Origin of the sequence: Rhodophyticola porphyridii (genome assembly GCF_003688285.1) — a bacterium.
GTDB classification, from domain to species: Bacteria; Pseudomonadota; Alphaproteobacteria; order Rhodobacterales; family Rhodobacteraceae; genus Rhodophyticola; species Rhodophyticola porphyridii.
The window spans coordinates 1-12,882 of sequence record NZ_RCNT01000014.1; the positions used below are offsets into that span (position 1 = coordinate 1).

The following is a 12,882-nucleotide window of genomic DNA, read 5'->3' on the forward strand; positions in this document are numbered from 1 at the left end:
ACATATCGGCTTTACACCGAGCAGGGCTTGCAGGTTCGCACGAAGAAGCGGCGCAAGCTGCCCAGACGCGACCGTGTTGCGCCTCAAGTGCCAGAAAGGCCGATGCAACGATGGTCCTTGGACGTCGTCAGCGACCAGCTTGCTGACTGCCGTCGGTTCCGCGTGCTGAACATCGTGGACGACCACAGCCGGTTTTGTCCTGGCCAGAGTGTCGATGTGTCGATCCCCGGAGCACGCGTCGCCCGGTTCCTCGACGACCTGGCGCAGCGCGTCGGCTTGCCAGAAGAGATCATCCTGGACAACGGGCCCGAAGGCACCAGCAAGGCCATGTTCGATTGGTCCGAGCGGTCCGGCGTGCGCCTGCGGTTCATCGAGCCAGGGAAGCCCGTGCAAAACGCCTTCGTGGAGAGCTTTAATGGCAAGTTCAGAGACGAATGTCTGAACCTTCACTGGTTTCGATCACTACGCCATGCGCGCGAGGACATCGGGCGATGGCGAAACCACTATAACACCAAGNATGGCAGCGAGTTCGTTTCTCGTGACCTTGATCTCTGGGCCTATCCCCCGGTTCATCACCTTGAACACCAATGTACCTGGCATCCCTCGTTATGTTCTAACGCTTGGATAAATCGACATTGAGTTTTTTGAGCCACTCTTCGAAGTAATCAAGGTCGAAAAGATAATCGTCTTTTCTCGGCAGCCTCTGGGCATGAATGGCATCGGCGACCGACAATGCGCCAAGTGCTTCCCAAGCCACACAGGACATATCAGGCGGATACTTCATTTCTTCAATATCAAAGGCCCATCGTGAGACGTCTTCACGGCTTCGACGACCCTCAACGAGCGCTTCCAAGGCCTTCCTGATCTCGATTTCTACAGGTTGGACCGTCACGTTAGAAGGTTCCTATGAAACTGCCGACATCATCAAACATGTAGTGTGTATGCCGACCCGGCAATTGAGGTCTTACAATCCTCACACGTCCGACATCGTCAATGATCTCGTGCCAAGTCCGGGTGCGCCTGTTAGCCGGGTTCCATTCTCGCACCCTTCGAGTGCCTATCATTTCACCTGGTCGCCTTGATGGTCTGAGGTTGTCATAAAAGCGCACGCGCCCGTCGCCAGGGGTTCAGTATCCACCGCTGCCGCATTTTTTCAAGCTGCCGGAAAAATTCCCTGAGCCGCTCAGCGTTGGCAGACGATCGCGCGGCGTTCCCACCAGTAACGACATCGTCGGCGACGGACCGCGCAGCATTGCCGGTCCTCGGCCCGATCCCTCGCAAACTGGTGGCGAGCCGGTTGGCCAGGCCCATGACGCCCTGACCAATGATACCGACCGCGCCACGCGCCTGCTGCGCCGCTTGTCTGGAAAGGTTCGGGTTCCCCCGCTGCAGGATACTGCTCTCACAGCCCCAAACCGCGCTTCCGTCCAAGGGCTCAGTCCACACCCCCGCCAGCTATCCCGACACCTGCGATCTGCTGGCCCATCCGCCGTTCCAGCGCATCGTTCCAGGGGACGAGGCTGAAGCCCATACTGTTGTCGATCATGGCGAAGCGGCCGCAGGCGAGTCGGGTGCTGCCGACCAGTTCTCCGCCGAAGCGGCTGCCGGGTTTCACGGGGGTCCAGTCGCGGCCGCGGTCCGCTGCCATGGCGCGGCCGACGCGAGCGATCTCGCGGGCTTCCAGTCTCTGGACGAGGTCGCGCGGGGCGCGGATGCGGCCCTGGCCGAGGTCTTGCGCATCGCCGCGTTGGACGAGGACCTGCTTGCGCCGGTCGATGTCTCGCTTCACTTCCAGGCCGAAGCCTGCCTCTCGCAGGCTTCGGCTGCCCTCGCGCATCAGTTCCTTGTCCAGCCAGGTTGCGCCATCGTGGACGACCTGCTTGTCCAGACCTATCGGTGAAAGCAGCTCCATCTTCGCGCCGGGTCCGTGCCCTTTCCGGTCATGGGCTAGCCTGCGCTCGGGCAGGTCCAGCGGGACCTTCCAGTGATCGTCGCTCCAGCGTTCCACGATCCCGGCCCGGCGCAGCGCAGCGCCTTGAGGCGGCGAACGTGGGCGGCAACAAAGCGCTCCGGATCGTGCGCGATCTTCTCGGCCCGGGCGATCTCGATGTGCCGGGAGGGGTGGTAGGTGCCGTTGCTGTCCGTCACGGCGAGAATGTTCCGGTCGGCTTTGCGGGGTTGGCGACGATGGATCGGACACCACCGACGAAGCCGTGCCGAAACGAAGTTGCACTGTATGAAGCTGCTGGGGCTGGGGCATCGCCTCATGGCGCGGGACCCTGACCGACAGGTAGCGGAGGTCCAGATCCACATCGCCGTCATGAACGGCTACACCGCGCTCGGCATCCCTGTCACAGAAACCGTGGGATGAATCCGTCCAGGGGAAGGGGAACCTCGGACATCAGAGGCTTTGTGCAACGGAGCCTTTCTGTGCCGGCGGTTCACCAGATGTTTCGATGCCATTCATATGGACAAGATCACTGCGGCCAATTAGCACGAGACCGGCACCCTATAGCCGAGACAAGGAGCTTTGCCCGATATGACAGACGACAGGCATGAATTCGCTGAGTTCCAGAAGGCAAAAGCGTTGCAGCTTGGGGCGGACACCGCCGTGTTCGATGCATCCAAGAAGCTCATCATAGACCTCAACGAACATGCGTATGCTTATCAGTGGACATGGTTTGGTGTGCCAATCATTCAGTTGCCAGCAGATGTGATGGTAACCCAAGAAGTGATCTGGTCGCACAAACCGGATGTTATCATCGAAACTGGTGTGGCCAGGGGGGGATCAGTCATTTTCATGGCCTCCCTGCTCGAGGCCATGGGCAACGGTGTTGTAATCGGTGTGGATATCGACATCCGCGCTCACAATCGCGAGGCGATCGAAACACACCCGATGTCCAAGCGTATTCACCTTGTCGAAGGCTCTTCAGTTGCCAAAGAGACCCTTTCACAAATCCGTGATCTCATTCCCACAGGCGCACGGGTCATGGTCGTCCTGGACAGTGATCACTCTTATGACCACGTGCTGGCAGAGTGCCGCGCCTATGGCGAGTTGGTGACTGAAGGCGGCTATCTTGTTGTGGCAGATACACTTGTCGGTCACCTCTCGGAGGAAGAGGCCCCGAAAGACCGATCGAAATTGTGGTCTAGGGGCAATGAACCATTGTCAGCCAGCAAGACCTATTTGTCGGAAAACGATGCCTTCGAAGTCGACCCTATCATCAACGCCAAACTCGTAATGTCGTCGTCGCCGGGCGGTTATCTGCGTCGTATCAAAGCCTGAGCGGGGGATGTGTCGAATGCCAGTTGACCAAAATACCTGTTGCGTCTGTGGCTCTTCTGAACTTGAAGTGCTCTTCAAGGCCCGCGGCATTGGCTTCACGCTCGCCCAAAGTCCAAATGACCTGACCTCCACCTCGGCCACACTGTGCAAGGCGTGTTCCCATGTCCAAACGCCGCCTCTGGAAGATATTGCGGCTTATTACGACACAGGATACCAGTTCCAACTCAGTAACCCCGAGGAAGACGACATTTACGCTGTTTTGCAGGACGGTACTTGTGTCTACCGATCGCAGCATCAAGCGGCATCGGTCGCTAAGCTCCATGACCTTTCGCCGGGATCAAAAGTCCTTGACTACGGCTGCGGCAAAGCACGCTCCCTTGCGATGCTGACCGAGGCTGAGTCGGCAATCGCACCCTACGCGTTCGACGTCAGCGACATCTATGTGCCGCTCTGGGATCAATTCGTGCCCAAAGCGAACCAATCGTCCTACTCTGTTCCTGAGGCTTGGCACGGCAAAATGGATCTCGCCCTATCGTTTTTTGCGCTGGAACACACAGCTGACCCGCGCGGTTTCGTGCGTGAGATGGCGCAATTGGTCAGGCCAGGCGGCAAAGTCCATGTTGTCATCCCCAACATGTATCGCAACATCAGCGACCTGGTCGTTATTGACCATGCGCAGCATTTTTCAGTGCCGTCGCTGCGCTACCTGTTCGAAGCGGCTGGCTATACCGACGTTGCCATCCATGACAGCATTCACCGCGCGGCGTTCATCGTAGTAGCGACGCGGCCCGCGGAGATGCAGGAAGTCGATGTGCGCGTGTCTGAGGACATAGCCCCTGTCATCCAAGCCGCGCGCGATGTTGCGGATACATGGGCTGATATCGCTCAGCGTATTACAGCGTTCGAAGACGATCACGCTGAAGCGACAGCTGTCATTTATGGCAGCGGTGTCTATGGGATGTTTGTGGCTTCAACTTTGAAGGACCTCAGCCGTGTTGAGGCTTTTTTGGATGCCAATCCTTACCGCCAGGGTCGCGAATTGATGGGTGTGCCGATCCTCGCACCCGACCAAGTGCCCGCCGACGCGACCGTCGTATATGTGGGCCTTAACCCGAAAGACTCGCGCGGTATAATCGAGGGTGTCGCGCAATTACACAGCACGCCACGTGACTTTCTGTTTCTATGAGTGACCCAAGCCCAATCACTGTTCTGATTGCAGGTATTGCCGGCGCATCTTTGGGAACCGAGATTGCCAAATCGTTACGGAATGCGGGTGGATATCGGGTTTTGGGATGCGACATCAACCCGCTCGCCTACGGGCATTTTGATCAAGCGTTTGATGAAACCTTTAACGCTGATCCCAACGCTTATATCGAAAGTGTTCTGCGGATCGCGCGCGAGAACGCCGTACGCGTACTTGTCCCGGGTGGCGAAGTTCCAGCCAAGCTACTCGCGGCAGCTGCCGAGATCTTCACCGCATCGAATATCATCCTAGCCCAAAACTCGCCCGAGGTTGCTCGGGTCGCTGGAGACAAAGCTGCATGTTTCGAGCGATTGGCGGCCCTCGGGATTGCGATCCCAGAGACGCGCGCCATTGCGGAAGTCGGCGACCTCTGTGGAATTCCGATGCCTTCGATTATCAAGCCGTCGATTGCTTCGGGAGGCAGCAGTTTTGTCTTTTTTGCACGCAGCCACGAAGAGGCTTCGCTTTACGCAACCTACCTACTCCGGAACAACCTAGCCCCGCTCGCGCAATCCTATATACCTGAGGCAAAAGGTGAATTCACTGTTGGTGTCTTGTCGAATCCAAATGGAACTACAGAAGGTGTGATCGCACTTAGGCGTAGCTTTAACGCAAAACTCTCGGTGATGACCCGCGGCAAGGATTTCCTGATTTCCAGTGGATACACTCAAGGTCGGATCGAAGCGTTTCCTGAAATCTGCGCCAGCGCTCAAAGGATCGCAGAAGGTCTTGACAGCCGCGGGCCTTTGAATGTGCAGGGCCGCGTTGACGCGGATGGCCAATTCATCCCGTTCGAAATAAACCCGCGATTTTCGGCCAGTACTTATCTTCGTACGCTGGCCGGGTTCAACGAAGTCGATCATTTCATCCGCACCCTTTTAAAGCTGCCGCCTCGAGCGACGTTGGAGGCAAGGCCCGGATGGTACTTGCGCAGCCTCACTGAAACCTTGTCCAATGCAGCGGACATAGCGGGTGCTACATGATCCGTTGGATTTTTGACCGTTCTCTGGGAACCGGCCCCGCAGAGCAATCCGATTACCCCGGCGCCTTCCGTATTGATGTGCGCCACCTGCTTGATGCGCCGGGCAACGATATAGACTCCGTCCTTTCTCTTATCGAAGCTGGAGAGATGGCGTTGCGCGAAGGCCGGACCGTCTTGGTTCTTTGCGATTTCGGGGTATCAAGAAGTAATGCTATAGCGGCTGGTATCCTATCGCGTTTCAAATCAATCCCTTTTTCTGATGCCATTCAGCATGTGATCAATCAGACGGGTGAGCCCGAGATCAAGCTTTCCATGATTGACACAGTTCGCGACGCGCTGGGTCATTCATTCAAAAAGCATCAAGGCAGTAAGGTTGCTGTGACCGGTGCTACCGGGGCAATTGGGAGTGCCATCATCGACCAACTTGGAGCGGATGCAGTTGCATTGATGGGGCGTGCCGATCACGATCTGAAGTCTTCTCCTGCTCGTCTCGCTGCATGCCTAGATGCCGCAGGCGTTTGCACAATTATCCATGCTGCACATCCACGAGTTTTTTCCAATAACGCAACCCTCGGTGATGCTTTGCATCTGCAAAAGAATGTTATGGATGCAGCGGCGTCCATTGGTGCAGATTTCGTCCTCCTGTCTTGTAGCTCGGTCTTCGGCAAAACGGACGTTCCGGTCAGGCACACTCCCGAGGCACGGCGTCAACCGTCGGACATCGTCGGTCTCGTCAAGACACTTCAGGAAGACTTGATATCGCGCCATGGCCCCATCGGTGGACCAAGAGCCCGGATTGTACGCCTTCCAGCCGTATACGGACCAAACAGTCCACGTCCAAAATTCCTGTCAGCGTTTTGCAAGGCGATCATGGGCGGGCAAATCGTAAGGACTCACCGGTTCAAAACTGGTCCGGCCGCGATTGAGCTCCTGCACCTTTCAGATGCGGCAGCAGGAATCATTGCGGTGGCGAGTCGGGGCACTGAACCCGTTTATCACCTTGGCTCAATGGACTACGTGACAACACATGCAATCGCAGCTGTGCTTTCGGAGCACCTAGGAAAGCCACTTTTCCACGAAGAGATCACTTTGCGCGGGGCTGGCTCTGGGCCGCTTTTGGACTGGAGCGCGACCGTAGACGGGTTAGGATGGAAGCCAAGCCAAAAGCTCGATATTGGCCTCCAGGATGTGGCTATACGATATTCTGAAACCAACTTAAGGTAGTCAAAAAATCCGCTCTGGACTTTAATTCTACCCTAATGATCTTTACGGAACTAATTCGGCGATAAAGGCATATATTTGATTGGCTGCATTTATTGAGAAAAATGTGGTTAACTCACCCCTTTTTCAAAGCCACGGTGTCTGATTCCACGGTTTGATGGTGTGATCTTTTCGCGGGACTAGAAGGAAGCACTGTAGGACAAGTTCGTCACGGCTGCGCCACGACCACGCACGCCGTCAGAGCTGCAATACAGAGATCGCAGGCTTCGCTCGCGCAACTGAGCCGCGAGCTTGGGATCAACCCCCAAGACGGTGGCGAAGTGGCGAAGCGGGCGTCGGTCGAGGAACTGAGACCGGCCCTCAAGAGCCGCGCTCCACGGTCCTATGGCCGACCGCGGACTGCTGAGCTTCGACAACATCGGGGCCCTTAGTTCCCTTGCCGAACAGGACGAGCGCACTTTGGAGTTTACGCTCGGGGCGCGCGAGATCGTTGCGCGCTTTCTATCACGGTACATCCTGGCCACGGCCCTGCACGAAAGATACGGCTTCAGATTGTCCGACACACAGCCGCTGAAGCGTGTGGAGCTTCCCGACGGGTTTCGGTTCGAGCCCTGTGACGCAGGAAGGTCTACCGATGGCACCCGACTGAACGTCTTGACACTATCGGTGCAGGACCATCAGCGGTAATCCTGCGTTCCGAGTCCGAGGCGGTATACTCCCGCTGCAACGGACCAAATTGGCACAATCCGACAGCCGCTGCGCTGTGCAGCCCCTTTCTGTCGCCCACGGCAGATGCTAGGTTGACGCGTCCTCCAGAAGTTTGTCCTGAAGGGAGTGGATCTTGATGAAAGCTGTGATCTTGGCAGGTGGGCTTGGAACCCGGATCAGCGAGGAATCGCATCTGCGCCCCAAACCGATGATCGAGATCGGGGGGCGCCCCCTCCTCTGGCACATCATGAAGACCTACGGCCACCATGGCATCACCGACTTTGTAATCTGCTGCGGCTACAGGGGTTTCATGATCAAGGAGTATTTTGCGAACTACTTCCTGCACATGTCCGACGTGACCTTCCACATGGACGAGAACCGGATGGAGGTTCATGAGGTAAAGGCAGAACCGTGGCGCGTGACGCTCGTGGATACGGGCGAAGACACGCTGACCGGTGGACGGCTCAAGCGTGCCGCTCATCATATCGACGGAACCTTTTGCCTGACCTACGGCGATGGCGTGAGTGACGTGAACATCTCGGGCCTCATCGCCGCGCATGAAAAGGCCGGCACCGAGGCGACTGTGACGGCCGTGCAGCCTCTCGGTCGCTACGGCGCGCTGGAGATCGAGGACGGCAAGGTCACGAAATTCCTGGAAAAGCCCGTGGGCGACGGCCAATGGATCAACGGTGGCTATTTCGTTTGCGAACCAACGGTCTTGGATCGGATCGATGGCGACATGACCCCGTGGGAGGCTGCGCCGCTCGAAGCGCTGGCACGCGAAGGAGCCCTGTCCGTCTACCAGCATTCCGGCTTCTGGGCCGCGATGGATACGCTCAGGGACAAGCGGCAGCTGGAAGCGCTCTGGAGCGAGGGCAAGGCGCCCTGGCGCGTGTGGGGGTAAGCGGTTGTGTTCGACTGGGCGGGCAAACGGATCCTCGTGACCGGACATACGGGTTTCAAAGGTGCCTGGCTCAGTGAAGTCTTGCTGCGCCGGGGAGCGGAGGTGTTCGGCCTTGCGCTCGAACCCGAGACGCAACCCTCCCTCTTCGACCAGTTGAACCTCGCGGCGCGTCTGAATCACAGGATCGGTGATATCCGTCATCTCGATACCGTTCGGGAACGTGTCGCGCAGGCCAAGCCGCAGATGGTCTTTCACCTCGCCGCGCAATCACTTGTCCGCCGGTCCTACCGTGACCCCCTGGGCACCTGGGGTTCCAACGTCATGGGAACGGTCTGCCTCCTTGAAGCCCTGCGGGATGTGGAAGGGCCCTGCGCCTGCGTTGTCGTCACCACCGACAAGGTCTACCGGAACCGCGAATGGGAATTTCCCTATCGCGAAACCGATGCGCTTGGCGGCCACGATCCCTACTCCGCATCCAAGGCGGCGGCCGAACTCGTGGCCGGCAGCTTCCGCAACTCGTTCTTTGCCGCCGGCGCAAAGGTCCGACTCGCGACGGCCCGTGCGGGCAATGTCATCGGGGGTGGCGACTGGGCCGAGGACCGTCTTCTGCCGGATCTCGCGCGGGCCTATGCAAAGGGCGAAACGCTCAGCGTGCGCAACCCCGACGCAACGCGCCCCTGGCAGCACGTTCTCGATCCGCTCGCGGGCTATATGATCTTAGCGGAACATCTCTGGGCCACTCCTGTTCCCGCCGAACATGCGTTCAACTTCGGCCCCGAACAGGATGCGCAACGTTCGGTCGAACAGGTCGTATCGGCCGCAACGCAGACTTGGCCCGGGACATACGTCACCCTATCAGAAGAGAACCCGGTTCATGAGGCCGGGAAACTCAGCCTTGGCATCGAACGCAGCCGGCATGTCCTGGGCTGGAAGCCGCGCTGGGGGTTCGAGCGTGCCATAGCTGAAGCGGTCGATTGGTACCGGCAGGTTGCCTCAGGCGCCGACACCTGCACCGTGACCGAGGCGCAGATCGCGGCATTCGAGGCATCCCGGTGATCTTTACGGAACTGCCTCTCAAAGGCGCGTTTCGCGTCGACCCGGAACGCATCGGCGATGAGCGGGGCCATTTCGCGCGCATGTTCTGCGCCGATGAGTTCGCGGCGCACGGTCTTTGCACTAGCTGGTTCCAGACCAACCGGTCTTTCACGAAGAAGGCTGGAACGACACGCGGCCTCCATTTTCAACGCCCCCCAGCCGTCGAAGCCAAGCTCATTCGCTGCAGCCGCGGTGCAGTCTTCGACGTGATCGTCGATCTGCGCGCCGGATCGCCGAAGTTTGGACAATGGACAGCTCTGGAACTGAGCGAAGCGAACGCAACGGCAGTCTATGCACCCCAAGGATTTGCCCATGGTTTCCAGACCCTCACGGATTCTGTCGAGATGAGCTACATGCATTCCGCGAGATACAGCCCGGACCACGAAGGCGGGGTCTTGCTTGATGATCCTGAACTCGGCATCTCCTGGCCCATGAAGCCGTCGAACCAGTCGGCCCGAGATCTCGCCTTTCCACCGCTTTCCAGTGTCGAGCCGATCAAGCCATGACACAGCATCACTGCCGTCACTGCCACGCACCTCTTGAGCGCATGTTCGTTGACCTGGGTTTCGCGCCACCGTCGAACGCGTACCGCAGGGTCGCCGACCTGAACCGGCCCGAGGTGACATACCCCCTTAGGGTCAGGGTCTGCGACACGTGTTTCCTCGTCCAGACCGAGGATTTCACCGAAGCCGAGGCCCTCTTTTCCTCCGATTACGCCTATTTCTCCTCGACCTCGAAACAGTGGTTGGCACATGCCTCCGACTATGCCCGCATGATCACCGCGCGGCTCGGCCTGTCGGGTCGCAGTCTTGTTGTCGAGCTGGCATCCAACGACGGATACCTCCTGCGCAACTTCGTCTCCGCCGGAATCCCCTGCCTTGGCATCGAACCGACGGTCAGTACGGCAAAAGCTGCCCGAGCATTGGGCGTGGAGACGATCGAGGCATTCTTCGGCACGAGCCTTGCCGAACGACTGCGCGGCGACGGGCGCTCCGCCGATCTGATCGTTGGCAACAACGTCTATGCGCATGTGCCGGACATCAACGATTTCACCGCCGGCATCGCGACGCTGCTGAAAGCCGAGGGTGTTGTGACCCTCGAGTTTCCGCAACTGATGCAACTGGTCGCCCAAACCCAATTCGACACGATCTACCACGAGCACTTTTCCTATCTCTCGCTGTCGGTCGTCGACCGGATCTTCCGGCACAGCGGGCTCAGGGTTTTCGACATCGACATCCTGCCAACCCATGGCGGGAGCCTTCGGGTCTACGGCTGCAGGACCGATGCCGGGTTCCGGGAAACCGAAGCCGTGGAGGCGATGAAAACCGAGGAAGCACGCCGCGGAATGACCCAAGGCCCCTACTACGACGGGTTCCAGGCGCGCGCCGAGGCGGTCAAGAACGCCGCGCTGACATTTCTGCTCGAGGCCAAACGGGGCGGCAAGTCCGTAACAGGCTACGGTGCCGCCGCGAAGGGGAATACCTTGCTCAACTTTGCCGGGATCGGGCGTGATCTGCTGCCATTCGTCTGCGATGCGGCCCCGGCCAAGCAAGGGATGCTTCTGCCTGGAAGTCACATTCCGATCCTGCATCCGGATGCGCTCTACCGCGCGCGCCCCGATTACGTGATCGTCCTGCCCTGGAACATCGCGGATGAGGTGAAGGCGCAACTCGCCCCTCTCCTGGCGGGAGCAACCCGGCTCGTGACTTTCGTTCCGGAGGTTCGCATCCATTGACCGATCGCATCGCCTATACCAAGCCATCCATCACAGATCTCGAGGTGGCCTATGCCACCGACGCCGCAAGGACAGGGTGGGGCAACAAGTGCTATGACTACATCACGAAATTCGAAGAGGCTTTCGCGGCCCATCTCGGCGTGCCCCATGCGATCGCGACATCCAGTTGCACCGGCGCCCTTCACATGGGGTTCGCAGCGCTCGGCATAGGACCGGGCGACGAGGTCATCCTGGCCGATACGAACTGGATCGCGTCGGTAGCCCCGATCGTCCACCTCGGTGGGACCCCGGTCTTCGTGGACGTTGACCCGACCAGTTGGTGCCTCGACCCCGACGCGGTCGAGGCTGCGATCACCCCGAAGACGCGTGCGATCTTGGCCGTTCATATCTACGGCAATCTCTGCGACATGGACCGCCTGCACGACATCGCCGCGCGGCATCGCGTGCACCTGGTCGAGGATGCCGCCGAGGCTATCGGCTCGGTCTATCGTGGGCAGCGCGCGGGCGCGATGGGCGTTTTCGGGACTTTTTCCTTTCATGGCACCAAGACGATCACCACCGGCGAGGGCGGCATGTTCGTCACCTCGGATCCGGATCTCTACAACCAGGTCCTGACGTTGTCGAACCACGGTCGCACAAAGGGCGATACGCGGCAATTCTGGCCGGTCGAAGTCGGTTTCAAGTACAAGATGTCGAACATCGAGGCCGCGATCGGGCTGGGGCAGATCGAGCGTGTCGAAACCCTGACGCACCGAAAGCGTGAGATACTTGAATTCTACCGCAGCGCGCTCTTGACGGTCGGTGGTATGACGATGAACCCAGAACCGCCTGATGGCCGCAACGGGGCCTGGATGCCTACGGTCGTCTTCGCGCCCCAGACCGGTATCACGCGTGACCGTGTGATTTCGGCGATGAAAGCAGACGGCATCGATGCCCGCATCTTTTTCGAGCCGCTTTCGTCTCTCACGATGTTCGAAGATGCCCCGCAAAACAGCATTGCGCGTGATCTCGCGACACGGGCGATCAACTTGCCAAGCTTCCACGACATGACCGCAGCGCAGCAGGAACGCGTGGTGAGGGTGGTCCTCGGTTGCATGAAATGAGTCTCTGCGACCTTTGGACTTGCCCGGGTTCTGTGGAGAATGTTTGGCTCACCCTTCAGGCATTTCGCTCGAAGGAGATGGGGTGATGTGATCCCCGCAAACTGGACCGTTAGAAGGTGGAGTTTTCTGCTACGATTTCTCGGCTGGGAGAGGAGCGGAAGCACATGAAGGCATCGAAGTTTTCGGACGCGCAAAAGGCGTTCATCATCAAGCAGGGCGAAGAAGGCATGGAGGTGCCCCTAGATTTGTAGACGCTTTGCCCCCTAACTTTGAGGCGAGGAGGCCGACATGGGGACAAACAATTACAGCGATGAATTCAAGCGGGATGCGGTGCACCAGATCACGGTGCGCGGGTATCCGGTGCGGGAGGTGTCCCGGCGGTTGAGCGTCAGCACGTACTCTCTCTGCAAATGGCTGAAGCTGTTCGGGGAACCGACGCAGAAGGCGGTCGTGGACCACGAGGCGGAGAATCGGCGTCTGAAGCGCGAACTCGCTCGGGTGACCGAGGAGCGCGATATCCTAAAAAAGGGCTAGGCCTTTGTCCGCCATTGATGGGATGGATGGCTCCCGCTGCGGCATCGCGTTGTGCCAAATGGGTGCTGTCG

General features: G+C 58.9%; 13 protein-coding genes and 4 pseudogenes. 14 read left to right on the forward strand and 3 right to left on the reverse strand.

Features of this window, described 5'->3' with window-relative positions; all coding sequences use genetic code 11:
* Positions 1-510 (forward strand): annotated as a pseudogene (locus D9R08_RS18375) (integrase core domain-containing protein); the annotation flags it as partial.
* Positions 511-613: 103 nt separating this feature from the next.
* On the opposite strand, the gene D9R08_RS18995 reads toward D9R08_RS18375, so the two are convergent.
* The 3 genes from D9R08_RS18995 to D9R08_RS19480 all read right to left on the reverse strand — a co-directional run bounded on the left by D9R08_RS18995 (position 614) and on the right by D9R08_RS19480 (position 2,268).
* Positions 614-892 (reverse strand): hypothetical protein, encoded by a 279-nt coding sequence (locus tag D9R08_RS18995; RefSeq protein ID WP_147450731.1) that lies wholly within the window; start codon positions 890-892, stop codon positions 614-616.
* A 543-nt stretch (positions 893-1,435) separates the two neighbouring features.
* Positions 1,436-2,008: a DUF3363 domain-containing protein gene (locus D9R08_RS18385; RefSeq protein WP_158599050.1), complete on the reverse strand. Its 573-nt coding sequence runs from the start codon at positions 2,006-2,008 to the stop codon at positions 1,436-1,438.
* The gene (locus D9R08_RS19480; RefSeq protein WP_233557580.1) at positions 1,948-2,268 is read right to left on the reverse strand and encodes a DUF3363 domain-containing protein; all 321 of its coding nucleotides are present in this window, start codon (positions 2,266-2,268) and stop codon (positions 1,948-1,950) included. Before D9R08_RS19480 ends, D9R08_RS18385 begins: the two co-directional genes overlap by 61 nt.
* On the opposite strand from D9R08_RS19480, the pseudogene D9R08_RS18390 reads away from it, so the two are divergent.
* The 13 genes and pseudogenes from D9R08_RS18390 to D9R08_RS18450 form a co-directional block, all read left to right on the forward strand.
* A pseudogene (locus D9R08_RS18390) lies at positions 2,180-2,371 on the forward strand (IS5/IS1182 family transposase); the annotation flags it as partial. The gene D9R08_RS19480 and the pseudogene D9R08_RS18390 overlap by 89 nt on opposite strands.
* Before the next feature lie 168 nt (positions 2,372-2,539).
* Positions 2,540-3,286 (forward strand): cephalosporin hydroxylase family protein, encoded by a 747-nt coding sequence (locus D9R08_RS18395; protein WP_121899591.1) that lies wholly within the window; start codon positions 2,540-2,542, stop codon positions 3,284-3,286.
* Positions 3,287-3,302: 16 nt separating this feature from the next.
* Positions 3,303-4,472, forward strand: a complete 1,170-nt coding sequence (locus D9R08_RS18400) for a class I SAM-dependent methyltransferase (protein WP_158599051.1) — start codon at positions 3,303-3,305, stop codon at positions 4,470-4,472.
* Positions 4,469-5,512: an ATP-grasp domain-containing protein gene (locus D9R08_RS18405; RefSeq protein WP_121899593.1), complete on the forward strand. Its 1,044-nt coding sequence runs from the start codon at positions 4,469-4,471 to the stop codon at positions 5,510-5,512. The genes D9R08_RS18400 and D9R08_RS18405 overlap by 4 nt, the downstream gene beginning before the upstream one ends.
* On the forward strand, positions 5,509-6,735 hold the full coding sequence (locus D9R08_RS18410) for an NAD-dependent epimerase/dehydratase family protein (RefSeq protein ID WP_121899594.1): 1,227 nt from the start codon (positions 5,509-5,511) through the stop codon (positions 6,733-6,735). The genes D9R08_RS18405 and D9R08_RS18410 overlap by 4 nt, the downstream gene beginning before the upstream one ends.
* 245 nt (positions 6,736-6,980) lie before the next feature.
* Positions 6,981-7,117: pseudogene (locus D9R08_RS19680) on the forward strand (IS481 family transposase); the annotation flags it as partial.
* Positions 7,117-7,419, forward strand: coding sequence for a hypothetical protein (locus D9R08_RS18420; protein WP_121899595.1), 303 nt, complete (start codon positions 7,117-7,119; stop codon positions 7,417-7,419). The pseudogene D9R08_RS19680 and the gene D9R08_RS18420, both read left to right, overlap by 1 nt.
* 157 nt (positions 7,420-7,576) lie before the next feature.
* Positions 7,577-8,344 carry a glucose-1-phosphate cytidylyltransferase gene (gene rfbF / locus D9R08_RS18425; RefSeq protein ID WP_121899596.1) on the forward strand — a complete coding sequence of 256 codons (768 nt, stop codon included), beginning with the start codon at positions 7,577-7,579 and terminating at the stop codon, positions 8,342-8,344.
* 6 nt (positions 8,345-8,350) lie between these two features.
* A complete protein-coding gene (rfbG, locus tag D9R08_RS18430) occupies positions 8,351-9,400 on the forward strand; it encodes a CDP-glucose 4,6-dehydratase (RefSeq protein ID WP_121899597.1) in 1,050 nt (349 codons plus the stop codon).
* On the forward strand, positions 9,397-9,945 hold the full coding sequence (gene rfbC / locus D9R08_RS18435) for a dTDP-4-dehydrorhamnose 3,5-epimerase (protein ID WP_121899598.1): 549 nt from the start codon (positions 9,397-9,399) through the stop codon (positions 9,943-9,945). Before rfbG ends, rfbC begins: the two co-directional genes overlap by 4 nt.
* Positions 9,942-11,174 (forward strand): class I SAM-dependent methyltransferase, encoded by a 1,233-nt coding sequence (locus D9R08_RS18440; protein ID WP_121899599.1) that lies wholly within the window; start codon positions 9,942-9,944, stop codon positions 11,172-11,174. Before rfbC ends, D9R08_RS18440 begins: the two co-directional genes overlap by 4 nt.
* Positions 11,171-12,277, forward strand: a complete 1,107-nt coding sequence (locus D9R08_RS18445; RefSeq protein ID WP_121899600.1) for a DegT/DnrJ/EryC1/StrS family aminotransferase — start codon at positions 11,171-11,173, stop codon at positions 12,275-12,277. Before D9R08_RS18440 ends, D9R08_RS18445 begins: the two co-directional genes overlap by 4 nt.
* A gap of 288 nt (positions 12,278-12,565) precedes the next feature.
* A pseudogene (locus D9R08_RS18450) lies at positions 12,566-12,805 on the forward strand (transposase); the annotation flags it as partial.
* Positions 12,806-12,882: the final 77 nt, after the last annotated feature.